This is a genomic window from Photorhabdus tasmaniensis (assembly GCF_011189505.1).
Lineage (GTDB): Bacteria > Pseudomonadota > Gammaproteobacteria > Enterobacterales > Enterobacteriaceae > Photorhabdus > Photorhabdus tasmaniensis.
The window spans coordinates 86,391-111,524 of the sequence record NZ_PUJU01000004.1 but is presented as its reverse complement, the minus strand read 5'-3'; the positions used below and the strand labels follow the sequence as shown (position 1 = coordinate 111,524).

Annotated in this window: 20 protein-coding genes and 1 pseudogene; 5 read left to right on the top strand and 16 right to left on the bottom strand. The window is 42.0% G+C overall.

Annotated elements, in window-relative coordinates:
- Positions 1–39: 39 nt before the first annotated feature.
- Together ati1 and C5471_RS02660 are read right to left on the bottom strand one after the other, a co-directional pair.
- Entirely contained in the window at positions 40–489 is a 450-nt protein-coding gene (gene ati1, locus C5471_RS02665) for an Ati1 family type III secretion system chaperone (protein WP_133812974.1), read from the bottom strand.
- Between the two features lie 138 nt (positions 490–627).
- Positions 628–795: pseudogene (locus C5471_RS02660) on the bottom strand (IS1 family transposase); the annotation flags it as partial.
- 319 nt (positions 796–1,114) lie between these two features.
- Here C5471_RS02660 and C5471_RS02655 point away from each other — a divergent pair.
- Positions 1,115–1,351, top strand: a complete 237-nt coding sequence (locus C5471_RS02655; protein ID WP_242688544.1) for a hypothetical protein — start codon at positions 1,115–1,117, stop codon at positions 1,349–1,351.
- A 69-nt stretch (positions 1,352–1,420) separates the two neighbouring features.
- Here C5471_RS02655 and C5471_RS02650 read toward each other — a convergent pair whose 3' ends face one another.
- Entirely contained in the window at positions 1,421–6,415 is a 4,995-nt protein-coding gene (locus C5471_RS02650) for a putative adhesin (RefSeq protein ID WP_207627131.1), read from the bottom strand.
- Between the two features lie 387 nt (positions 6,416–6,802).
- Between C5471_RS02650 and C5471_RS24790 the strand changes: the two genes are divergently transcribed.
- Positions 6,803–6,925 carry a hypothetical protein gene (locus tag C5471_RS24790; RefSeq protein ID WP_278250141.1) on the top strand — a complete coding sequence of 41 codons (123 nt, stop codon included), beginning with the start codon at positions 6,803–6,805 and terminating at the stop codon, positions 6,923–6,925.
- A gap of 330 nt (positions 6,926–7,255) precedes the next feature.
- On the opposite strand, the gene C5471_RS02645 is transcribed toward C5471_RS24790, so the two are convergent.
- The 9 genes from C5471_RS02645 to C5471_RS02605 all read right to left on the bottom strand — a co-directional run bounded on the left by C5471_RS02645 (position 7,256) and on the right by C5471_RS02605 (position 16,384).
- A complete protein-coding gene (locus C5471_RS02645) occupies positions 7,256–9,199 on the bottom strand; it encodes an exoribonuclease II (RefSeq protein ID WP_133812976.1) in 1,944 nt (647 codons plus the stop codon).
- Positions 9,200–9,450: 251 nt separating this feature from the next.
- Positions 9,451–10,086, bottom strand: a complete 636-nt coding sequence (nth, locus tag C5471_RS02640) for an endonuclease III (protein WP_133812977.1) — start codon at positions 10,084–10,086, stop codon at positions 9,451–9,453.
- Position 10,087: 1 nt separating this feature from the next.
- The gene (locus tag C5471_RS02635; RefSeq protein ID WP_133812978.1) at positions 10,088–10,786 is read right to left on the bottom strand and encodes an electron transport complex subunit E; all 699 of its coding nucleotides are present in this window, start codon (positions 10,784–10,786) and stop codon (positions 10,088–10,090) included.
- Positions 10,783–11,412, bottom strand: a complete 630-nt coding sequence (gene rsxG, locus C5471_RS02630; RefSeq protein WP_133812979.1) for an electron transport complex subunit RsxG — start codon at positions 11,410–11,412, stop codon at positions 10,783–10,785. Before rsxG ends, C5471_RS02635 begins: the two co-directional genes overlap by 4 nt.
- A gap of 9 nt (positions 11,413–11,421) precedes the next feature.
- Positions 11,422–12,501: an electron transport complex subunit RsxD gene (gene rsxD, locus C5471_RS02625; protein ID WP_133812980.1), complete on the bottom strand. Its 1,080-nt coding sequence runs from the start codon at positions 12,499–12,501 to the stop codon at positions 11,422–11,424.
- Between the two features lie 12 nt (positions 12,502–12,513).
- The gene (gene rsxC, locus C5471_RS02620) at positions 12,514–14,631 is read right to left on the bottom strand and encodes an electron transport complex subunit RsxC (RefSeq protein ID WP_133812981.1); all 2,118 of its coding nucleotides are present in this window, start codon (positions 14,629–14,631) and stop codon (positions 12,514–12,516) included.
- Positions 14,624–15,256, bottom strand: coding sequence for an electron transport complex subunit RsxB (gene rsxB / locus C5471_RS02615; protein ID WP_133812982.1), 633 nt, complete (start codon positions 15,254–15,256; stop codon positions 14,624–14,626). Before rsxB ends, rsxC begins: the two co-directional genes overlap by 8 nt.
- Positions 15,256–15,837, bottom strand: a complete 582-nt coding sequence (gene rsxA / locus C5471_RS02610; RefSeq protein WP_011146612.1) for an electron transport complex subunit RsxA — start codon at positions 15,835–15,837, stop codon at positions 15,256–15,258. The genes rsxB and rsxA overlap by 1 nt, the downstream gene beginning before the upstream one ends.
- A 106-nt stretch (positions 15,838–15,943) precedes the next feature.
- Entirely contained in the window at positions 15,944–16,384 is a 441-nt protein-coding gene (locus tag C5471_RS02605) for a DUF2569 domain-containing protein (protein ID WP_133812983.1), read from the bottom strand.
- A gap of 161 nt (positions 16,385–16,545) precedes the next feature.
- Between C5471_RS02605 and C5471_RS02600 the strand changes: the two genes are divergently transcribed.
- Positions 16,546–17,583, top strand: a complete 1,038-nt coding sequence (locus C5471_RS02600) for an oxidoreductase (protein ID WP_133812984.1) — start codon at positions 16,546–16,548, stop codon at positions 17,581–17,583.
- A 65-nt stretch (positions 17,584–17,648) separates the two neighbouring features.
- Positions 17,649–18,626: a bile acid:sodium symporter family protein gene (locus C5471_RS02595; protein WP_133812985.1), complete on the top strand. Its 978-nt coding sequence runs from the start codon at positions 17,649–17,651 to the stop codon at positions 18,624–18,626.
- A gap of 277 nt (positions 18,627–18,903) precedes the next feature.
- Here the strand turns inward: C5471_RS02595 and C5471_RS02590 are convergent, their stop codons facing one another.
- The 4 genes from C5471_RS02590 to manA all read right to left on the bottom strand — a co-directional run bounded on the left by C5471_RS02590 (position 18,904) and on the right by manA (position 23,558).
- A complete protein-coding gene (locus C5471_RS02590; RefSeq protein WP_133812986.1) occupies positions 18,904–19,173 on the bottom strand; it encodes a CCDC90 family protein in 270 nt (89 codons plus the stop codon).
- Between the two features lie 446 nt (positions 19,174–19,619).
- Positions 19,620–20,621 carry an adenosine deaminase gene (add, locus tag C5471_RS02585; protein ID WP_133812987.1) on the bottom strand — a complete coding sequence of 334 codons (1,002 nt, stop codon included), beginning with the start codon at positions 20,619–20,621 and terminating at the stop codon, positions 19,620–19,622.
- 76 nt (positions 20,622–20,697) lie between these two features.
- Positions 20,698–22,248 (bottom strand): YdgA family protein, encoded by a 1,551-nt coding sequence (locus C5471_RS02580; RefSeq protein WP_133812988.1) that lies wholly within the window; start codon positions 22,246–22,248, stop codon positions 20,698–20,700.
- A 134-nt stretch (positions 22,249–22,382) separates the two neighbouring features.
- Positions 22,383–23,558 carry a mannose-6-phosphate isomerase gene (gene manA, locus C5471_RS02575; protein WP_133812989.1) on the bottom strand — a complete coding sequence of 392 codons (1,176 nt, stop codon included), beginning with the start codon at positions 23,556–23,558 and terminating at the stop codon, positions 22,383–22,385.
- 179 nt (positions 23,559–23,737) lie between these two features.
- On the opposite strand from manA, the gene fumC reads away from it, so the two are divergent.
- Entirely contained in the window at positions 23,738–25,132 is a 1,395-nt protein-coding gene (gene fumC, locus C5471_RS02570) for a class II fumarate hydratase (RefSeq protein ID WP_133812990.1), read from the top strand.
- Positions 25,133–25,134: the final 2 nt, after the last annotated feature.

Sequence of the window (25,134 nt, the reverse complement as noted above, 5' to 3'; positions counted from 1 at the left end):
TTAACCTCATATTATAAATAGGGGCGTTCGCTGCCGGGATTAAATAAAAATCCCGACAGGTAGTTTTTCTGGGATCGTTTCTGCATTATTCGTTTGTTCAATAAAACGGTGCCATTGCTCCATTTTTTCTAACAGTTGCTGAAAGATGTTTTGCACATAACTTTGAGGCTTATTTGATAGAGAAATAATCTTATAAATCGTTAATCTACGGCTATCAGGCATTAAGCCAATACCAAAACCACCTCTAAAAGGTTCTAGCGCGTGTTCACCGATCGCGATTGCAATCGCTTCTGGAAGAGGCGTTGGTAATTCAACTGGACTGGTCAGAGACATGTGTAAATTAATGGTTGTTTCATTCTTAAATATGGTTAAGAAAAGCGCCTCATCATGGTCATTAGTATCGAATGATAACTCACATTGAAATAATCCATTTTCATCGAAATCGGCACCGTTACCTAAAAAGCTGATACTTTCCTGATAGATATCCATTGTGTTCCTTCTATATATTATTTTTTGATGGTTATTCTTCTTAGTAAGAAGGATTATAAAGATGAGGGAACTGTATGATATTAAGTACAGGCGGATTTTTTTATTTTTTTAATAACTTTTATTGGGTGACGCCTCCAATCAGTTGAAGTGGTGCTTTTCGATAAAAGCGCCGATGACTTTCTCGTGGATTTCAACAGAGCGAGAGAAGCAGATGGTTTTACGAGCCAATCGTTTGATGCGCGTTCTGAGCCTCAGATTGTTACGCTCGATACGCTGTGTGAAGATTTTCCCGATCAGATGTATCTCGCGCAGGACTCTTAAGAATCTACATGCTGCTTATTTTGACTTAACTGTCCAATCAATTTCATCACACTCTTGTTCATTTCCTGTGGTTCTGGCTTCAGCGATGTCATATCTGCTAAACTCTTCTTCCATGTCTTGTCTCTCCATCCTCTAAACACTGAAATTTCAATTAATCAGAAACAGTGAAATATCAACTAGTTTTTGACAGATATTGGTTGGAGATCATGGGGTCTACCTCAAATCCGTAATGATCTCTCTCGCCGCCGAACATAAGCTGCCGGAAATCTACCAGGATGACATCACTACCGATGTAGAGTCTCTGGTGCGATTCGATGGTTTACGTCTGGTCTGGCTGTTGCGGTCTTGCGGCAGCGTTTTGGTGCCAACGGAAATTGGCGTTAATCCGATCTATATCACCCATTGGTTGTGGTCTAACCACGGCCAGCAGGTGGTCCCGTTCTCTGTGGATACCCGCACGGGGTTGATTGAAAAAATCGACTTCGAACTTGATGCTCTCCCGTGGCTTTCGTACCGTCATTTTTTTGATCCTCCTGATTGATGCGCGCGGACAAGGTGGGGAGGGGCTCCCCGCCTTAGTTTGGTATTTCAGATGATATAAAGGTACGTTTTAATTATCTATAAATGAGAAAGGTGCTATACCGACGATTTTTGCTGTTGTGAGATTATGGTGCAAATTTACCGTAATAACAGAATAAATTATTGCGCCATCAGCCGTGAATGTCGCCTCCCGCCGCCGGCGTGAAGAAATAACTGTTGGTTCCAGCTTGGGTTCATAACCGCCGCCAAGGCCGGTATCATGTACTGATTTCATGTTTATTCTGTTAAGTTCTTCACGACAGGCAACAAAGGTAATTTCGTCATACTTTGCCATTCTCTTGTCTGATTTCATCAGGGCAAAAATATCAGACAGTTTTTTACGGTTTCCTGCTTCTGGGCTAATTACCAGTGCATCAAATTTACTGATAGTCGTGTCGTCCGCTCTGTTTTTCCATATTGCTGCTTTAACTTCTTCATCAGGCATTTTTTCATAATACTTGATACCGTAATTTCTTACCCTGCCATGATTCGATCTATTAGCTTCTACTCCGGTAGCAAGCAGATAGTTTTCAACATCATTGGCAGTCATATTTTGAATATCGTTTATGGTAAAAGTTTTATCACCTATTTTTACATTAGCCAGACTTGCTGTGTTACCTGCTTTAATTGTTGCATAAGGTTGTATATTCAGACCACTATTACCCAATGTGACATCAAAAGGCGAGTTAAGTGGATCTTCTGGTGCTTCCAGCAATGTTTTACTATGAGGACCGAGAAATTGAATTGTCTTACCCGCCGGTACTTGTGTCCCTGCACTGTCAGAGAAAAAGTATCCGTGTGAGCTTAATACTAATTTATTAGCCGGTTCATTCGGTACCGTCCATAATTGGAATGCACCACCTAACTCAATTTTTTGTGGTTCTAACTGAGGATAGCTTTCATGTAAATGTTTAATCCTGGCTTCCGCTTTTGTTTTTCTAATATCACCTGTTCCAATCTCTGTTTCTGGTTTCTTATTGGCTTTCCTCCATTCTCTCACTCTGTTTCGGTAATCAGTTGCCGATTCATTAGGCATTTTTTCAGGTTTTCCATCACCCACGCCCATGACATTTCGGTGTGATTCGTTTATGTTTATTTTGATATTTGTCAGTGGAATTTGACTATTGCCCTTGTCAGAATAAGGCCGGATAATATACTCATTTTTGCCTTTAAATATGGCATATTCCGCTCTGAATCTATTTTCCGTTAACAAAGCTGAATTATTCTCCAGTAAATAATCAGAACTACTGAAATCAAATAGCGTATTTTCATCATTGACGTAATATTTTGTTCCTACAATACGTGATTCTTCCAGCGCAGAAAAACCACCACTGACTTTCTTATCAATTATTTTATTATCGATAGAAGTAAACCATGTTGGGTAACGATTATAATAGATATGTAGCATCTCATGATATAAGGCAATCGCAGGTTCGCGAGAACGCCAAGGTTCCTCGGCAATTTTTTCTTCCATGCCAATCAGGTGATTCTCTGGATCAAAGACGATACTGCTGCCGGCGCTGTTTTTGGCGTAAAATTGCCCATTTTTTTCACGGACAATGGCACTCATCGTCGGAGGCTGTATATTAAAACCCTGTTTTTCAAGTTCCTGAATAACGATATTTCCAGATGGTATTTGGTCTATTTCGTTTAGTGCATGAGTGACTTGATTAATAAATAATTCATTACCTGTTATTGTGATCCCGATAGGCGGAATATCAACACGGTTACTCTCTATCGATATATATTGAGCCGTTCTTGTGATATTATCTGAAGTATATTTTGGTATTGGTGTGAATGGTATTTCCTCGATAGCAAGGGCAATTTTATTTATCTCTGATTGGTTGGGTAATTGATTTTCAAAGGAAAGTATTTCTCTCAGTAAATCAGGAAGTTCGGTTTTAATAGCATTGATTTTTTCAATTGAAATACTCGGATTGTTTTGTAATGGTAAAATAACTTCACGGATCCAAGCTTGCTGGATATCTGCTACCTTTGTGCTGAGTAGCGCGGTCTTATCTCCAAGTTTTAGCGATTTTTCGAAAAAATGTGTTAATGTATCAGTAATATCTGAGAGTTTATCGATATCATATTTTTCACAATTTTTGAATGCGGTATTGATATGAATGAATGCATCCAATATCTTATCATGATTAATATTACTGTGTGCTGCTTCAAGTTCCTGATCTATTTTTTTACTTTGCTCCAGGATAAGAAATTTATTAGATACATCGGCATGAGTAACCCAATGCCCATTTTTATTTAATTTAACCGCAGGCCAGTAACTAAGTTGTTTGGGGTAAGCCGGGTTAACGACACGCCAGGTATGATTTGCTTCATCCCATTTGACTTGATAATTAGCGCCAAATTCCTTTATATAGTAGTTCGGTTTTACGGCTGCTTCTACATTAGCCGGGCGTATTGAATAAATCCCTTTATATATTCCTTCATTTGAATGAGGCACTATTCCGTCGAATGGAAGATGACTGACTTTCCATTCACCTTTAAGTTTACCTAATCCTTTAGCGCTTTTGCCAAAAATATCAGCGAAACTTTTCTCAAGTTTAATACTATTTCTCATTGCACCCACTGCGCTTATGACTCCCCGGTAAGTTAAGGTCAGAGTCGATCTGATAGGTAAAGGTTCGATTAAATCAATTAATCCGCCGAGTATAATATTGGAAGATTGGCGTAAGGTAATTATGCCATGCTCTGGTAATGTCCTGATGACAGCTTGAATTAACGCTCTTCCGGACAGACCTGCTTGTCTGAGGCGTAATGTAGTTTGTGTTACTTTTTCCGCCATTGATTCCGTCAGCGACAAACCCACGGTCGCAACAACCAAAAGCACACTGGCAGAATCGAAGATAATTGAACCAATATCTTCGCCGGTGAGATGATATTCACTATCTGTTGTCGATTTATAGATAACATTATAGAAAGGAATCAAAATGGTTGCAGCTATATGCCATCCGGAAGTAATATCCAGCGCGGTTTTGCTTTTTATTGCGATATCATTTAGGCCTTCTTGTACCATAGCCGCAGTAATAGAAAGCAAGTTATCATCGTGAAAATTGAAATTTGGCGAATGGGTAAAGCTAATGCCGACATTCATCCCTGACGTGATATGATAAAAATCATTCCAAAACGCGTCATAAGAATATTTATACCGATGTGTTTTTGAATAGCCACTGAGTGTTTTGGCTCTCTCATGACCAATCGGGAAAAGTCTTTTTCCTGTATTAACCATGACATTCGCCATTAATATTCCTATACCTCTTTCCAGTACTCTTTCATGTAAGAAGAATTCATTAGGTCTAGACATGGCGCGCAAAGTTGGATGATTATTAACTTCCTGATTTGAGTATTTTTTTGCTTTTACTCCACCTTGTATAGTTGAGATAACTAACCAATCTCCTTTATACATTTTTATCATGCCAACATTTCCCATTCCTTGTTCAACCGAATATAGGAAAGCTTTTTCTGGCGGATTAACAATCTCTTCTGGTGTTAATTTTTCCGCTGGAGATGAAAAGATTAATTTACTGAGGTAAATGGATTCATAATGACTGTATTTATTCTTATAAACATTAAATTGCTCATTAAAATTGTATTGTGAATCAAATTTATCTCTCTTTTTGAAATCGATAAAAGAAAAGTATCCTGCCGGCTTTACATTTTTTTTATTGAAAGGGTTAAGTTTTATCTTGTCATTTTCAAATAATTTTATTGTATCTAATGTGGAGTAATTAAAAGCTTGTTCCACATTAGCGTTCTCTTTTCTCATTCGATAAATGATTGCTGCTGTTAAAATAATACAGCCTTCCATATCAATATGTTTCGATTCCTGGGTAAGAACATGATCAGTATCATATTGAATATTATGTTTTTTGAATAATAACTCAGCCTGATCTTGGGAGAAAATAACATCGCGATAATCACCATGACCTTTAGTCATTTTTCCCACTTTAGGCGCAATTTGATAAAGCAGGGCACCTAACGAAGATAAAACTAATAAATGATATTTGGCTGCTTGTAGTGTTTGCAGTTCAAAAATATCTTCCTGGCTATATTCGGTACGATTTTGGTTTTTTAGTGCGATCTCCTCTTTGGCTAATTGGGCTAATAATATATCATCACCAATATTAATACTTTGATTTGTTTCCGTGTGAATAATGGGTATGCCTGGGTTAATATTAGTTGAGGTAATTATCTTCGCTACTTTTTCAATTCCTTGTTTATACGAATTAAAAAGATCTTCTTTATCTTTAATTCGCTTTTTATAATCTAATTTTTCTTTATCACTTAACTCTATATTGCCATCTGACATAAAAGTTAGCAGTGCATCTGAGTAAATTTCATCATCGATATCGCCTGTAGAAAATGCTTCACGATATATTTTCAGTAGGGGTTCTTCGGGGTTGATACCTAATTCGTCCCATATATCTATTTTGCTTTTATCTGTGGCAGTTTCATCTTTATGCAGATTTTCCAGTTTGTTAAGAATCTCCATCTTTGCCAGTAGAGTATTTATTGCTGCATCACTATCTGTTTTCTTATAATCTTTTATAAAAATAAGGTTGAGGACGTTATTTATTGTATGCAGTAAGTCGGAATATTTTATTTCAGAATAGTTTTCAAAAACTATGCTCAATTTTTCTTTTAAAGAATTTTGGAATTCAGGTGAATATTGACGATAAGAAAATAGATTTTCAACTATGTATAGGCTCGTTGATTTAATATCGGATGTGATCCAGGTTGGGTAATTCTGATTACCCTTCAACAGAGAGACAAATACCTCATCGCTATTCTTATTACATTTATTATTTTTGCAATCTTTATGACTATTACTCTGGTATTCCCAATATTTTCCCTGGACTACAGTATGTTCTGTTTCTTCTTGATCAGGATAACGTTGATTCCAGGATGAAGATTCTGCTATTGGCGATAAAATGCTGTTATTTTCTCCTTTTACATAGGGTACATTGCTATTGGTATTTTCAATATCATAATCGGAATGTGACATATAATCCTCCTAGTTGATTATATTTATAGATGAAAAATAAGAACTTCAATGTTGTTATATTTTTTTATAATTTTTTCACTGCATTTACTAAATTAATGGGAGGATGAATGGGGATGATTATCAGCATTAACTGAATCACTACTACATTGATCTGATTACTATTGATAATTAAATATTACCCATAATCTTAAAATCACATTAATCAAGTTGGTCAATTATAATCAAAGTCAATTAATTTAAAATACTAATTAATGTAAGTAGAAATTATTAATTTATTTAATTATATATAAGTATTTACTTATTATTTTTTATGATAAGTGTCTTAGTGAACCTCCCGTATCAGGTGAACGACAAGGAGGTTACAGGTTGATTGTAGCGATTTAACTGATGACTGAGATGATAAGAAAAATTAATAAAGTCCTTTTTAATGAATCAGATACAGATGGGTGGGGGACAAGGGATGAAAAAACAGGCGTTAAAGAAGACAGTATTAAGAAAAAAGGTATCTGATGTGGCATGATCAGACGCATTTCAGCCGCGTATTCAGGGATGGGAGCAACTGAATGACTACTGCGTGGCTGAAAATAAATTTATAAAATTATTTTATTTATTTCTGTTTGGTATTTGTGTTGTGGTTATGACTTGGCCAATTTAAGGGCGATTGAGCTAAGTTTAATGAGTTCCTTGGTATGCTGGATAACTTTCCATTCTGGTTCAACATGGTGACACCCCGTGCAGAACAGAATATGATGTAATTTCTGGCTTCTGATAGCTGATTTTTTTAATACAAACTACAGCTTAATTGCTGTAGTTTGATTCAACATCGTTTTATGAGGAAAGTCAGACAGAGGGACGCGCGACGATATTACGTGTTTCCATTCTTACCTCTTCAATACGGACATTGATAATGTCGTTTAATTGGTAAGCAGCTTCACCTTTGATAATCACTGTGCCGGTCTCTTGACTACATTGCAGTTCATCACGCACAGCGTGCAGGAATGGTGCCGGTATAAAGGCGACCGCGCCATTATCTACCAGACGGACACGCAAACCTCCGCGGGTAATATCGATGATCTCTGCGGTAAATTGTTGCTCGGTTCCGGCATGTGGTTGCAGGAAGCGCGCATACAGCCAATCACCCACATCGCGTTCAGCCATACGGTTCAGGCGGCGACGTTCAGACAGTTGCAAGCAGGTTTCTTCTGCTGGTTTTTCTGCATCCGTTTTTTGAATAATTGCTTTCAGTAAGCGATGGTTAACCATATCGCTGTATTTACGGATTGGTGATGTCCAGGTGGCGTAAGCATCAAAACCAAGGCCAAAATGGGGACCAGGTTCAGATTTAATTTCTGCAAAAGTCTGGAAACGGCGAATACGGCTATCAAGGAATTGTGTTGGTTGTTTATCCAATTCGCGGCGTAATTTGCAGAAGCCATCCAATGTCAGTAACTCTTCTGCATTTTCTTCAATACCGTTTTCTTTCAGTAATTCAACTACTTGATCAATCTGGAGTGGCTCAAAACCGGTATGGACATTGTAGACACCAAAGCCTAACTTATCGCGCAGTATTTTTGCCGCGCACAGGTTAGAGGTGATCATAGCTTCTTCGACAATACGGTTTGATGCACGGCGTTGTTCTACGGCGATATCCAGTACATAACCATTTTCATCAAGAACAAAGCGGTAATCAGGGCGATCTTTGAAAATAAGGGCATGTTGATGACGCCATTGGTTACGGCGTTCACTCATTTCTTTCAAAAGATTGATTTGAGTTGTAATGGATTCAGAAGCAGGTTTCCAGGTACCTTTTCCTTCCAGCCAGTCAGAAACTTCGTCATAAACCAGCTTCGCTTTTGATTCAACCCAAGTAGAGAAAAACGCGATATCGTCACCAAGCTGACCATCTTCAAGAATAGACACCTGACAAACCAATGCGGGGCGACGCTCATTAGGACGCAGAGAACATAAGTTTTCTGACAGGTCGCGTGGCAACATGGGGATATTGAAACCCGGCAGGTAGTTAGTGAAAGCACGTTGATGAGCAATCTTGTCCAGTTCGCTGTCAGCCGCGATATAAGCTGTTGGATCAGCAATGGCTATGCTGAGTTTCAGGCTGCCATCATCTTGTTTGGCGACATGCAAAGCGTCATCCATATCTTCTGTGGTCGCACTGTCAATAGTGACAAAATCCAGAGAAGTTAAGTCTATACGCTCAAGATCACCATCATTCAGTTGGCAATCGGCAGTCATCTCTGGCGCATTACGTTCCAGATTATGGCGGGTCAGTGTTACCCACCAAGGCGCATAGTGATTGTCGCCTTCGGTGATATAGCCGGTAATTTCTGCATGAAAGCCACGGCTTCCTTTCAAAGGATGATGGCGCATTTCAGCGACAGCCCAATCACCGTTCTGAAACGGATGAGTGACTTGATTGTCCGGGCGGCAAGGGATGGCGTCTTTTAGCAGAGGGTGATCAGGAACGATCCATAGACGATTATCATTTTCTTTTTTCTGGATACGGCCAACGAAGCGATTTAGAAATGGTTCGACCAATGTTTCTGGTTCGGCGATCTCTCTTTCTTTATCAGTATGAATAGCGGCGGTAACTCGATCGCCATGCATTACTTTTTTCATTTGTGGAGGCGGAATGAAATAGCTTTTTTGCCCATCGACTTCCAGAAATCCGAAACCTTTTTCTGTGCCTTTTACGAGGCCCTCTACGCGGAGTGTCTGGGAATGAAGTTGCTGTTTTAGCTGTGCAAGCAGCGGATTGTTTTGAAACATAATATCCGGAGAAAGTTGAGGGTTATTATCAGGTAGTTTTAGAATAACATTTTTACGCGAATCAGCGGTGTCGAGCAAGCAACATCTGCAAAATAACATAAAACAGTATGGATTTTGCAATGAAAATTATAATAGTTACTTGGGGTAAACTTTTTCTTTAAACTTAAAAGCAATATAACGTAGTCAAAGATGAAAATCGCATCTGCAAAATTAATCAACTGGTACGTCTCACCGCAACGGACCTTAGCCTTTTATATATCTTGTTTACAATCGTACTCGCATAAATCTTCAATAATGCAAGAACCGCAACGAGGTTTACGGGCTATACAGGTATAACGTCCATGTAAAATAAGCCAGTGATGGCAATCGACTTTAAATTCAGCCGGAACGACTTGCAGTAATTTATTTTCGACTTCATTGACATTTTTACCGGGAGCAAAATGAGTACGGTTACACACCCGAAAAATATGTGTATCTACCGCAATGGTCGGCCAGCCAAAAGCGGTGTTTAATACCACATTGGCTGTTTTGCGGCCAACGCCTGGCAGTGCTTCTAACGCCGCACGATCCTCAGGAACTTCACTACCATGTTTTTCCAGCAAGATCCGGCAGGTTTTAATGGTGTTTTCCGCTTTGGTGTTATACAGGCCGATGGTTTTTATATACTCTTTCAGCCCATCTACGCCAAGGTTAAGAATGGCCTGAGGTGTGTTGGCAACCGGATAGAGTTTCGCTGTCGCTTTATTAACACTCACATCTGTCGCCTGAGCTGAAAGTAGTACTGAAATAAGCAGCTCAAAGGGGGTGGTGAAAACCAACTCTGTCGTTGGTTTTGGGTTGTTATCGCGTAAACGCGTTAACATTTCGATCCGTTTTTGTTTGTTCATATTAAATGGAACTCTCTGGTCTTGGTGACATTGCGACTGCATTGCTCTTTTCTTTTATTGCTCTGGTTTTCATTTTTTCATCAATCAGGTATTTCGCTGCCAGCATTAACCCCAGGCCAATAAAAGCGCCCGGTGGCAAGATAGCCAGCAGGAAAGGGGAATCCATATGAACAATTTCTATCCGTAACACTTTAGCCCAATTGCCCAGCAGCAGATCAGCACCATCAAACAGGGTTCCATTGCCGAGAATTTCTCTCATCGCACCAAGAACAAACAGCGCAAAAGTGGCACCTAACCCCATGGCTAAACCATCAATGGCAGAAGGCATGACCGGATTTTTGGCAGCATAGGCTTCCGCACGACCAATAACAATACAGTTAGTGACAATCAGCGGAATGAAAATTCCCAGTGATTCATACAGGCCAAAAGCGTAGGCGTTAATCAGCATCTGTACGGTACTGACAACCGAAGCGATTATCATGACATAAATCGGGATGCGGATTTCATTGGGAACCCAACGACGCAGGCTGGACACAGCAATGTTGGTGCAGACTAGAACCAGTGTGGTTGCCAGCCCTAAACCAAGCGCATTGGTTGCAGTGGAAGACACCGCCAGCAGTGGACATAATCCCAGCAGTTGTACTAAAGCGGAGTTATTTTTCCACAATCCTTGGCTAAACAAGTTTTTGGTTTCACTCATGATTTTTCTCCACAGGGTTCCAGAGAAGAGAGATGTTCAGGTACGGTTTGTAAATAGAGAGCGGTCCATTTGACGGAGTTTACCACAGCGCGTGGGGTAATCGTGGCACCAGTAAATTGATCAAACTCACCACCATCTTTTTTCACCGCCCAGTGCCGGTTATTATCTGATTTTACGGTTTTCCCTGAGAATACTTTGATCCAGTCTGAAATCCGGGTTTCAATTTTATCGCCCAGGCCAGGAGTTTCATGATGTTCTGTCACCCGCACGCCTAATATTTTTCCTGAGAAATCTGCACCGACCAGTAACTGAATAGCACCTGAATAGCCATCGGGTGCTGTACTTTCCAACGCTGCCGCCACCGGCTGACCATTTTTGCGGGCCAAATAAAGACGATGAGGTAGTTTGTTTCCCAGAGCATCGGCACTGATCAGATAACATTCGTTTTGCATATCGTTATCATACAAAGCAGGTGGAACAATCTGATCAAGCAGTGATTTATGCTGCAACGCGGCCTGTTCTGCGATGGTACTTTTAGTCAGTGAATTCACAACAGCCGTCAGTCCGGTAGTGATTGCAGCGAAAATAGCCAGCGTGATGCCGTGACGTCGCATTGTTTCTAACATAACGGCTCCTTATTTGTGCCCGTAAGCGCGGGGTTGAGTGTAATGGTCAATCAGTGGCACGGTGATATTCGCCAATAGGACGGCAAATGCTATCGCATCAGGATAACCACCATAAACACGGATGACCCAGACTAGCAAGCCAATCATTGCGCCAAAAACTAAACGGCCTTTGGGAGTTGTGGATGCACTAACCGGATCGGTTGCAATAAAAAATGCGCCCAGCATGGTTGCGCCAGAAAATAGTTGCAATAATGGCGGGGAATAACGGCTGGGATCAATTAGCCAGCTTGTGAGTGAACATAGACCTAACATGACGATAAATGCCACAGGAATTTGCCAGCTTATCACCTTTCTGTTAAGCAGAATAAGCCCGCCAGCAAGATAGGCAATATTGACCCATTGCCAGCCGATGCCTGCCAGAGATCCCTGTAATATTGGCTGACGCAGAACATCATCAATATTGTGAGTCAGTAAACCGGTTTTGAAACTATCCAGTGGTGTGGCCTGGCTTATTCCGTCGAAACCTTGCTGCAACTGTTGTAATGTTGCTCCATCGGGAGTTTGTCCGGTGAAGATTACCATCAAGCTGTCCAGTGGTGTGATGTGTGTTGCCAGCAAATCCATAGGCGGCAACCAACTGGTCATTTGCACTGGGAATGATATCAGTAACACGACATAACCAACCATTGCCGGGTTGAACGGGTTCTGACCAAGACCGCCATACAGGTGTTTGGCAATAATCACTGCAAAAGCTGTTCCCAATACAATCAGCCACCAGGGAGCCAGTGGTGGCAGACTGATTCCCAAAAGTAAGCCTGTCAGCAACGCGGAATTATCCTGCAAACGAGTCATAATCGATTGTTTACGCAGAGATAGAGCAAATGATTCCGCCAGCAGGGCAGTCATAACTGCAAGCAGAATTTGGAACAATGTACCGTAGCTAAAAAAGTAAGTTTGTATCGCAATACCGGGTATCGCTGCCAGCATAACCCACAGCATAATGCGGCTGGTGTTTTGCTGATTATGTGTAAAAGGCGAACTTGCGACTTTTAGCTTTTTATTGTCAGTTTGAACGGGCCTGAATTTCATTGATAACAATCACTATTCTGTTGAAATTTTCTGTTGTTCCTGAGTGGCTTTCTTTGCCTTAACTCTGGCGATAGCGGCAGCAACGGCAGCTTTGCGTGGATCTGATTCTTCTGCTGGTGGTGCTTCTGCCTGAATGTCGGTTACTTGCTGTGTTTGAGCGGTTTTCTTGGCTTTAGCACGTGCGATAGCGGCGGCAACGGCAGCTTTGTGCGGATCCGTTTCCTTTGTTGGTGGTGTTTCTGCCTGAATTTCAGTTAATTGCTGTGTTTGAGCTTTCTTGGCTTTAACACGGGCAATGGCAGCTGCGACCGCATCCTGACGAGAATCTTGCTTTTCATCAGTGGTAGATTCCGGTTCTATTGTTTTAAGTGACGGTGTCACTTCCTGGCTTTGGGTGGCTTTCTTCGCTTTAGCTCTGGCAATCGCGGCTGCCAATGCGGCTTTGCGAGGATCTTCTGAACCTGTTGGTTCAGGTGTAACAGTATGGGTATTTTCAGTAGCTTGTTTTTCCGCCTGACGAGCACGAAGCTGCTCTTTTCTTGCCTGACGGGCGGCGATGACGGCTGAATTGTCTGGCACTTGTCCCGGCTCTATAGAAACAACTTTGCTTGCGTCAGCTTGTTTTTCCTTCACACGGGAGAGCGCGGCTTGTACAGCGCTTTTATCGGTATTATCGATTTGGACAGCGGCTTTTTTATGGCGTTCTTCACGGGCCAGTTTCTCCCGTTCCATACGAGCTTGTTTAGCTTCGAAACGAATTTTGGCTTCGGCTGAACGGAGGTTCTCCTGATCCAAAGCCCGAATTTCAGCTTTCTCCTGGCGATAATATTGCACCAGCGGAATATTACTCGGGCAGACATAAGCACAGGCACCACATTCAATACAGTCGAACAGATTGTGATCTCTGGCTTTCTCATGCTCTTGTCCACGGCTGAACCAGTAGAGTTGTTGTGGCAATAAATTGGCAGGGCAGGCTTCCACACATAACCCACAACGGATACAAGCCTCTTCCGCTGTATTTGAATCCATTTCCTGATGTGATGGCACCAGAATGCAGTTACTGATTTTAACAACCGGTACATTCAAGTCAGGCAGAGTGAATCCCATCAGAGGGCCACCCATAATCACCATTTGTTCTGATTGTGGTTGAAAACCGGCTAATTGGAGAAGAAATTGTACCGGCGTTCCGAGTCGTGCCCAGAAGTTACCCGGTGAAGCTACTGCTTCGCCGGTAAGGGTGACGATACGTTCAATCAAAGGTTCGCCGTCAATAATGGCTCGTTTGATCGCAACCACAGTCCCGACGTTTTGCATCAGAACACCGATAGTCGAGGAACGTCCACCGGAAGGTACTTCTTTTCCGGTCAAAATTTTGGTCAGTTGTTTCGCACCTCCGGAAGGGTATTTGGTCGGAATAACCCGGACGATAATAGCGTTATCGCCGTTTAGAGCGGTTTTCAGTGCTTTTATTGCTTCTGGTTTATTATCTTCTATACCAATCAGGATCTGCTCCGGTTTAAGCAGATGTTCCAGAATACGAGTGCCTTCAATAAGTTCGTTCGCATGTTCCTGCATTAAGCGGTCATCAGCGGTAATATAAGGCTCGCATTCTGCGGCATTGATGATCAGCGTCTTGATACCATGCCGGCTACTTTGCAGTTTGGCTGCGGTAGGAAAGCCCGCGCCACCTAAACCGGCGATCCCTGCCTGATGGATGAGGTTAAGGATCGTGTCTGCATCAAGTGATTGATAATCAGGTGTCTGAATGCGTTTACACCATTGATCTGCACCATCAGGGAGCAAACGAACACACAACTCTTTCAGCCCGGATGGGTGTGCTGTTATGCAGGGTTCAATGGCAATGATGGTACCGGAAGTTGATGCGTGAACCGGGACGGTACGGCCAGTGCCAAACGTCAGAGGCTGGCCTTTAAGCACTTTATCACCGGCTTTAACCAGCAATTCACCTTCGGTACCCAAATGTTGTTGCAGCGGGATGATTAACTCGTCCGGCAGTGGTGCAATGCGCAATGGTGTCTGACTGGATTGCAACTTCATTTCAGGTGGGTGAATACCACCTTCAAAATCCCATATTTTGTTTTTGTTGAGTAAATTGAACAAATTAAGCATGGTGTTCAACCTCAATGTTTTTAACCGGGATACTGTTAACGGAAGCTGCCTGGGATGGCTGAACAGTGATATTTTTTACCGGAATGGTTTTTAAATCCCACTTCCAGTTCGCAGTAGTTGTTGCTACAGGGATCATCGTAATACAGTCTGTCGGGCAAGGAGCAACGCACAGGTCGCATCCGGTACATAAATCCTCAACAACGGTATGCATGGCGCGGGTTGCACCGACGATAGCGTCTACAGGGCATGCCTGAATACATTTAGTGCAGCCAATGCAATTCTCTTCATCAACAAATGCGACTTTGCGGACGGGGTTTTTTACGCTTTCATCACCATCCAGTGGTTGTGGTTCGACACCAAGCAGCTCTGAGATTTTCAGCATGGCTTGTTCACCACCAGGCGCGCATTTGTTAATCATCTCACCATTATTTGCCACCGCTTCGGCATAAGGGCGGCAGCCAGGATAACCACATTGTCCACATTGGCTTTGAGGCAAAATATCATCAATGTTTTCAACGATAGGATCTTCTTCCACCTGAAAACGACGGGCAGCAAAACCCAGGATTAACCCAAAAATTAACCCTAGTGCACTTAGCGCACCAATAGCAATCCATAACGATATCATCAGAACTTCACCAAACCACTAAAACCCATAAAAGCCAGGGACATTAATCCTGCGGTAATCAGGCCGATAGATGAGCCTTTGAAGGGGGCGGGGACATCGGCAACAGCCAGGCGTTCACGAATAGCGGCAAACAGTACCATCACCAGAGAAAAGCCCGCAGCAGCCCCGAATCCGTAGATAGCGGATTGCAGAAAATCGTGTGATTGATTGATATTCAGCAGCGCCACACCCAGCACAGCACAGTTAGTCGTAATCAACGGCAGGAAAATACCCAGTAACCGGTATAGCGTCGGGCTGGTTTTACGTACAACGAGTTCTGTGAATTGCACTACAACGGCAATAACAAGAATGAAACTCAGGGTACGCAGATAGATTAAGTCCAATGGTAGTAAAATAAAGGTATTCACCAGCCATGAACATACTGAAGCCAATGTCATCACAAATGTTGTGGCAAATCCCATCCCGATGGCGGTTTCCAGCTTTTTAGAGACGCCCATAAAAGGACATAAGCCAAGAAATTTCACCAGAACGAAATTGTTAACCAATACGGTTCCGACAAATAAAAGAAAGTAGTCAGTCATTGCTGTGCCTGAAATAGAGTCGTTTACTTTTTATAAGATTATAAAAATGCCCTCACCTTACTGTGGGGCAAGCTATTGTTATGATAACAATCAAAGAAAATTGCGGTTATCGATCTTGTGTGAAAGTCATTTTGACCCGCTGAGAATGCTTAATGTAGGGAACAAAAATAGCGGCGGCTAATAGTGGCCATGCCAATGCCCGGAGAGCAATTTGATCAGGAATGGGGGAGAAGGCGAACGTTTTTAATGCAATTAATATGGTAACGATAAGCCAGATAATAAAGCATTGAGGGAATCTTTTTGACCGGCGGAAAAGCAGTTTTAATACCCATAGAGTGAAACACCACATTACCGTTGTAATGGCAACGGAAAGAAACCACATTAAAGTAAAGTGATTATTTCCGAGGCTCAATGAAGGGTTTTGACTGAGAAAAGTCATAATATATAAAGCGAGCATGACACTAGCACTGAGAAAGGTCATGATCAGATAAGCCGCTGGGGCCAGGATCCAGCCATTAATTCTGTGGTAATCATTAGTTTTATACATAAGCTATTCCCAATAAAGCTATGTGAAAAAGAAATAGTAGGCGATTCTGCCGGGTTAGTGAATAGATGGGGTCAGAGATAATTTGCGCAACGGTAATCACTGATGATATTTTTTACTGATGTTGAATTGCAGCATATGAATAATAAGTTTGAGGGCCTGTTATGAGTGACCTGTTAAAGGTTGGGTTAGTGGGTTATGGTTATGCCAGCAAAACCTTCCATGCACCATTAATTGCCGGGGCTGCCGGTGTTAGATTGGTTGCCATTTCCAGTAGTAATGCTGAAAAAGTGAAAACAGACTGGCCAAATATTGCGGTCGTATCCCACCCTGAGGATCTTTTCAATGATCCTGAAATTGATTTGATAGTTATTCCTACGCCTAATGACACTCATTACCCTTTGGCGCAGCAGGCGCTGGCAGCGGGTAAACATGTTGTGGTGGATAAACCCTTTACCATTACGGTTGAACAGGCTGAATCTTTAAAGCAACAGGCAGAACAGGCGGGATTATTACTTTCTGTATTTCATAATCGCCGTTGGGATTCCGGTTTTCTGACGATAAAATCTCTGATTAAAGAAAATCGATTAGGCAAATTGAGATATTTCGAATCTCATTTTGACCGCTATCGTCCGGTTGTACGTCAAAGATGGCGTGAGGCGGCAGGAGAAGGCAGCGGTATTTGGTATGATTTAGGTCCTCATTTACTTGATCAGGCGGTTCAATTGTTTGGTAAACCGCAATCCATTACGGCTGATTTGGGGATGATCCGTCCACAGGCCGAAGCGGTGGATTATTTTCATGTATTGCTGAATTACCCGGATATCAAAGTGGTTCTTCACGCAACAACACTGGCGGCGGCTGAGTCTGCGGTTTATACGCTGCATGGTATGGAAGGCAGCTATGTGAAATATGGCCTTGATCCTCAGGAAGAACGATTGAAAGTCGGGGAAAGGCCGCCACATGCTGATTGGGGATATGATATTCGTGATGGAATTGTGACGTTGTCACGTGAAGATGAATTAGTGACTGAATATATCCCGACGTTGCCCGGTAATTATTCTGCTTATTATGCTGCGATCCGTGATGCAATTACGATAGGCAAACCCAATCCGGTAACGGCAAGTGAAGCCATTCAAATCATGAAATTAATTGAAGCCGGTACTGAGTCTGCAAAACAGCAACGTACAGTGGCAGTTTAATCGTAACTTTTATTGATTAGTCCGGCTTGCCGGGCTAACTATTGGCAAAACAAGGAAAATAACTAATGACTTGGTGGCAAAAGTTAAAAATAGATCCTTTTTTGATGATATTAGTGACGGTAGTTGTTATTGCGACATTCTTGCCTTGTGAGGGAGAAATAAAAGTCTGGTTTCAACGGCTGACGACGGCTGCTATTGCTTTGCTGTTCTTTATGCATGGGGCTAAATTATCCCGGCAAGCCATTATTGCTGGTATGGGACATTGGCGGCTGCATTTGGTGGTTTTTCTCAGCACCTTTGTCTTATTCCCGATTATCGGATTAGGGTTGAATCTGCTGGTCCCTGAGATCATGACCTCGACAGTTTATTGGGGATTTCTTTACCTTTGCGCTTTACCGGCCACGGTTCAATCCGCTATTGCTTTTACTTCTGTTGCGGGTGGTAATGTTGCTGCGGCTATTTGCAGTGCTTCGGCATCCAGTATTTTGGGGGTGTTTTTATCACCAATATTAGTCGGGTTGATGATCCATACACAAGGTGAAGGCAGCGCTGATACATTGGAAGCAATAAAATCCATCGTGCTTCAATTAATGGTTCCCTTTATTATCGGGCATCTGTCACGGCCATTGATTGCACGTTGGGTGGAGAGACATAAAAAACTGGTTAATATAACAGACCGGTCATCAATTCTTTTGGTGGTTTATGTGGCTTTTAGTGAGGCGGTGGTTGAAGGTATTTGGCATAAGATTGATGGTTATTCGCTATTAATGATTGGGGTTGTTTGCGGTATTTTGTTGGCAGTTGTGCTGATGATTAATACTTATATCGCTCGCTGGTTAGGTTTTAATAAAGAAGATGAAATTACTATTGTCTTTTGTGGTTCGAAAAAGAGCTTGGCTAATGGTGTGCCGATGGCGAATGTTTTGTTCCCGGCTGCGACTGTTGGTGTGATGTTGTTACCGTTGATGATTTTTCATCAGATTCAATTGATGGTCTGTGCGGTATTAGCGCAACGTTATGCGCGGAGGTTAAGACGGAAATAGATGTGTAAATATATTAATTGCAATTAATATATTTACAACAATGTAATATTGGGCCGTGGAGCTTAAAATTGTAAGTTTCTGTTTAAATTTCTCCATTAATCCAATGAATGCAATGTTACACTTTAGATACTTTTCTTAATTTGAACACATTCATAGCCTTAGGACTGCCCTTCGCATACTCCCGCCATCTTTTGCTCTGCAAAGTGCAAAGCATCTTTTAAGTTACATAAAATATCCGCTGACGAGGAGTATAATTCTCGATTAATCTCATAATACATTAACCGATAAAGATATATTTCAATGCCGCGATGACAACAGCAATGCCAACGGCTAATATCAGTTTTTTCATCCAATCTAAATCTGTTTTTATAGTATTAATATCGGTTTTAATGCTTTCGGTAGCCGCTGTCAGATCTGCTTTGGTGGCGGCACTTGTGTTTTGTAGTTCCGCAATGATTTCAACGATTTTTTCAGATTGCTCATCGTTAAAACCCGATGCTTTGAGTGCTTTAACTGCTGTAAGTGTATTCATTGTAAGTGAAGCCATTTTTTCATCCTCTAAAACATAAGACAGTCAATTGATTACTTCTAAAGTAAGAATAAGACTATAAGGATACAAATGCAACACGGTAGTAAATGAGATTCACCATCACCTGATGAAAAGAACGCTGGCAGGGTATTCTGTTTAATATTTTAGTTTTTTAGGGTTTGGGTAAAAAACAGCTATAGAGTATTGCTGAGTTGAATCTAGACAAATCTGTGTTGATATGACGTAGGGTTCTAATATGATTTATGCTAAAAATATGACAAATAAGTGGGTTTAAGTTGTACTTAAATAATTCGATATATTTTTTAAGATTTTGAAATGAATAATGAGAAAAGATTTATCGTTTGTACATTCAGTTTGGCACCTGATTTTATTGAGTGTTAAATTACTCTAAGTAAATAATCCTAATCAGGAATGGAAACCCCATTCCTGAACTGTTTATATATTTAACGGTTTGCTGCTTTCACGCGTAATGCCTGTTTTTCTACATCACTGATAAAAGCGGTTTCCAGCCCATTCATTTGAGCCTGACGGATTTGAACGGTAGATAAACCGGCGGCAGGTGCGGCTACTGCATATTCATGGCGGATCTCAATACCTTCAACTGCGGGATCATCCGTATTGATAGAAGCAAGAATACCTTTTTCCAGGAATTGTTTCAGTGGATGGTCCAGTAAAGAATTAACGGTGCTGGTCTGAAGGTTTGAGGTTAAACAGGATTCAATACCGATACGATTTTCAACCAAATAATCCATCAGAGCCGGATCAGTAATCGCTTTTACACCATGACCAATCCGCGTCGCACCTAATTCACGAATAGCCTGCCAAATACTTTCAGCGCCAGCCGCTTCGCCGGCATGGACGGTTATTTGCCAGCCGGCATCACGGGCTTTGGTAAAATGAGACTGGAAAAGATGTCCGGGGAAACCTAACTCATCACCCGCCAGATCCAGTGCGGTAATATGCTGGTGGTGAGCCAGCAGACCAGCCAGCTCCTGAGTACAGGCTTGTTCACCAAACGTTCTGCTCAGAATACCGATAAGACGAATATCGATATCGTTATTTTGACAGGCAGAATGGATACCATCGATAACGGCTTCAACAACGCCTTCAACCGGCAATTGATGCTTCATTGCCATGTAATAAGGGGAGAAACGTAACTCGGCATAATCCAATCCGGCATTGACAGCATCTTCAACATTCTCGATAGCAACACGACGACAGGCATCCAAATCAGCCAGCACCGCCACTCCCCAATCCAATTTTTGCAAAAAGCTGACGAGATCGGGTTCATTGCCAATAATTTGCACATGGGGGAGCAGTGATTCCAGGTTATTAGCCGGAAGTTGGATATTATGCTGGCGGGCAAGATCTAAAATGGTCGCTGGCCGGATATTTCCATCAAGATGACGGTGTAAATCTGTCAGCGGGAGCTGCATGTCAATCATATTCCAAGTCCTTTTTTATATAAAAAAGCCAGTCAAATTAGTTGACTGGCAATTTAACAAAACGTTTATGGCTGTTTTATTGCGCAGGTTTCACAGTACCTTCTATTTGTACCTTTTTACTGTTGTGAGTGTCGTTTTCTGGCATTATTTGCTCTGGCGTTGCCCCATCATCAGAAGGGTCAGCTAAATGGTATTCAGACATGAACTGATGTAAGGGCATTTTCTTACCGTTCATTTCGACATTACCGTCTGCATAGTTAAACTTAATGCTGATGGCATCTTTATCAACAGTGGTGATTTTAAACAGTTGGCCGAATTGTTCAAACTGTTCTATCTGTTTTGCCGCATCACCCTCAGCTTTCGCTTTATCCATACCATTCATCATCATTGCCTGGGTTGCGAACTCAGTCATCATGGGTTTTGGTAAGGTGACATTCAAAGACATATCCTGAATTAAAGTGCGGATAGCGTCTTCGGTTTTCATTGCAGACAGATTGCTTTTATCTTTTGGTAAGTTTTTCAAGCTGACTTTGTAACTGATGCTGCTTTCACCTTTGGCATTTTTCCAGGTCAGTGGCTCGATACCAAATTGTGGATTGTTTTTCAGCAGGATAGGAAAGTTAGAAAAGACGGCGTCAATAATGGCCGCGTTTGTAGCATCGGAAGAAAGATCACCAGACGCGAGGGATTTAGCTGTGGCATCATTGTACGCTTGGGTAAATTTACGGACAGATTCACCATCCAGACGATCCGCAGTAATAGCAAATTTCCCTGAACCGAAATCGGTATTTTTCAGTTTGAGGCTATCTAAGCTATAAGTGACTTTCCCTTTCAGGTTAGTTTCGTCTTCACCGATGTTTGAATTTATCTTAACACCGGAAAGAACCATATCTTCATTGCCGATCCCTTTCAGGCTGATTTCCTGAATGTTGATGTTTTGATCACCAACATAGATATCAAATTTGCCTTTTTTGTTGGATAGGTCCAAATCAATCCCTTTAACAACGAAATTTTCATTGTTTTTATTGATAGTCAGTTGGTCACTCTTTATTGCCAGTGATATCTCCTTCAGATCACGGCTGAGATCTGAAGTCAATTTAGCACCGGAAAAATTGAATTTAGCCCCATTTTGTTCAAAATCGACGGGGATGATATCCACATCGGAAATAACAGAACCGCTATAACTAACACGGGAATCAGCAGCGAACAGGGATTTTCCCTTAGTCATTTCGAATAGTGGTTTTAGTGCTTCGTTATTTTCCAGTTCGGAATGAACGGAAGCCATGCTGGGAATAAGTGTCAATTTCTTCACTTGTGCTAGCGGGAAAGGGCCGTGATCAATCACAGACTTAATTGAAATCTCTTCACCCGGCTTGATTTCTGCGTTTTTAACGCCATCTTTAACCGTCAGGACAAGCTGCACATCAGAACTGAATATCCCGCGATGGAAATCTTTACTCTGTAGTACCAGACCCGTTTCAGGGAATGCTTTTTCCAATTCAGCATTTGCGTGGGAAACTGATTGGCCGATACGTTGTTCGATTTGCTTACCTGTATACCATGAAGCCCCAGTCCAGGCTGCACCCAAGGCAATAATGACACCTACTGCCACTAACGATTTTTTCATAATGAAAGTCCATCCTTCCAGTACATATTTCGCAGGTAATATGTACTCTTTTGTATAAAAATGGCCGTTAACACCACTTGGAATTTACCTCGCGTTTAACAGCCTATGAATTAAATTTTAAACCCAGATCCGCATTATTGATTAAAAACCCGGGCGGTAAAACCATTACCGTGAATAATCACAGTTTTTTCTGCCGCAGAGATAAATACTGACTCACCTGGGAAAATGTTTAACTGGTGTTCTCCAGATTGTATAACTGTTTGACCTTCAATACAAAAAACAATCGATGCTGAATCATTATCAAGAATAATTGGCTGTTCTGATAAAGAATAAACAGAAAATGTGAAATCATTGATAGGAATAGGGAAGTTTTGCACTGTTTTTTGCTGTTTTGGCAGGGTTAATAATGTGTTTATTGGTTTTGATACAAAATCAAGGTTTGCCATTAACTCAGGAATATCCATATGTTTATTGGTCAAACCCGCTCGCAGGACATTATCTGAATTTGCCATAACTTCAAGGGCAACACCTTCCAGATAAGCGTGAGGCGTACGGGCACATAAAAACATCGCCTGGCCGGGTTCAAGTTCAATAACATTGAGTAAAAGTGGGGTAAACAGGCCATTGTCGTCAGGATAAAACGCCGTCATTTTTTTAATGGTATCCCACGGTTCGCCAATACGGCTGTTTAATGCTGATTTTAATACACCCAGCGCCAACTGTTTTTGTTTACCTTTCATATGGAGTAATTGGGAAAATAAAAAAGCCAGATTCTGTTCGTCTGGTTTCTGAATGAAAAACTGAATCTTGGGATGCGCGGCGGTAACAACTGCCAATAACTGTGCAATTTCGTTTAATGGACGGAACCCATTCATGGCCCGAAAAGGCGTCAGGGCATAAACCAATTCGGGCTTATGGTTATCATCTTTGTAATTTCTTTCAGGTGAGTTCAATGGAATACCGGCGGTGTTCTCTTTGGTAAAACCTTCTTCGGCGGATGTTTTATCAGGATGAACCTGAATAGAGAGAGGTTGAGCTGCGCACAATACTTTAAATAAGAACGGTAAACGGTGAAATCTGTCCGAAACCTTTTTCCCCAGATATTTTTCCGGATCACTGGCGATTAATTCATTTAAAGCAACTGGTTTGCCAGTTTCAGGATCTGCCACAATCGAACTGCTTTTAGGATGGGCACCCATCCATAATTCAGCCATGGGCAGATCATCTGGGTTCTCAACACCATAAATATGAGTCAGGGCGGTTTTACTCCCCCATGAATAGTGTTGGATTTGATTTATCATCTTCAACATGGTCGTTGCTCTCTTTTTAAAAAATCAATCTATTTCCTTCAGGCCACAATACAATAAACACGACTTGGTCGGCATAATCAGGAACTAATATGTGGCATGATAATGGAATGCCAATCAGTTTATCTGCAAAGGCTGGTTATGCATATTCGATTATTCTGTGTGTTAAGGAGATAGTAATAATGGCAGCCACTCGCATTGAAAAAGACTCAATGGGGCCTATCGAAGTACCTGCTGACCAATTATGGGGAGCGCAAACTCAACGTTCACTGGAGCATTTCCGCATTTCGCAGGAGAAAATGCCTGTTGCATTGATCCATGCTCTTGCGTTGACCAAACAGGCTGCGGCCAGTGTGAATATGGATTTGGCTCTTCTGCCGAAAGAACGTAGTGACGCAATTATCGCTGCCGCGAAAGAAGTGCTGGAAGGTAAACATCCGACAGAATTTCCTCTTGCTATCTGGCAGACCGGTTCCGGAACACAAAGTAACATGAACATGAACGAAGTGTTGGCGAACCGTGGTAGCGAGATCCTTGGCGGGGTACGGGGCAGTGAACGCCTTATCCATCCTAATGATGATGTGAACAAGAGCCAGAGTTCGAACGACGTTTTCCCAACAGCAATGCATGTTGCCGCCGTTATCGCGCTGCGTGAGCACCTTATCCCTGAGCTGAAAGTATTACAAAAAACATTGGCTGATAAAGCCGAAGCTTATAAGGATATTGTCAAAATTGGTCGTACTCACCTGCAAGACGCGACGCCATTGACCTTGGGTCAGGAAATTTCGGGTTGGGTGGCCATGTTGACGCATAACCTGAAACACATTGAAGACAGTATTCCACATGTTTGTGAACTGGCATTGGGCGGAACGGCTGTTGGTACCGGTCTGAATACCCATCCTGAATACGCTGTGCGTGTTGCTAAAAAGCTGGCTGAATTGACCAGTCACCCATTTGTTACCGCACCCAATAAATTTGAAGCGCTGGCTACCTGTGATGCTCTGGTTCATTCTCACGGTGCATTGAAAGGTCTAGCTGCATCCATGATGAAAATTGCTAACGATGTTCGTTGGCTGGCTTCTGGTCCTCGCTGTGGCATCGGTGAAATTTCAATTCCTGAAAACGAACCCGGCAGTTCAATCATGCCAGGCAAAGTTAACCCGACTCAGTGTGAAGCGGTCACGATGCTTTGCGCCCAGGTCATGGGTAATGATGTGGCTATCAATATGGGCGGTGCGTCTGGCAACTTTGAACTGAACGTGTTCCGTCCGATGGTTATTGATAACTTCCTGCAATCTGTTCGCCTGCTGGCTGATGGTATGCGCAGCTTCAATGAACATTGTGCTGTCGGTATCGAGTCTAATCGCGATCGTATTACGCAGTTGCTGAATGAATCGTTGATGCTGGTCACGGCGCTGAATACTCATATCGGTTATGACAAAGCCGCAGAAATTGCCAAGAAAGCGCATAAAGAAGGGCTGACTTTGAAACAATCTGCAATGAAACTGGGTTATCTGACAGAAACTGAGTTTGATGAGTGGGTTCGTCCTGAAGATATGGTTGGCAGCTTGAAATAATG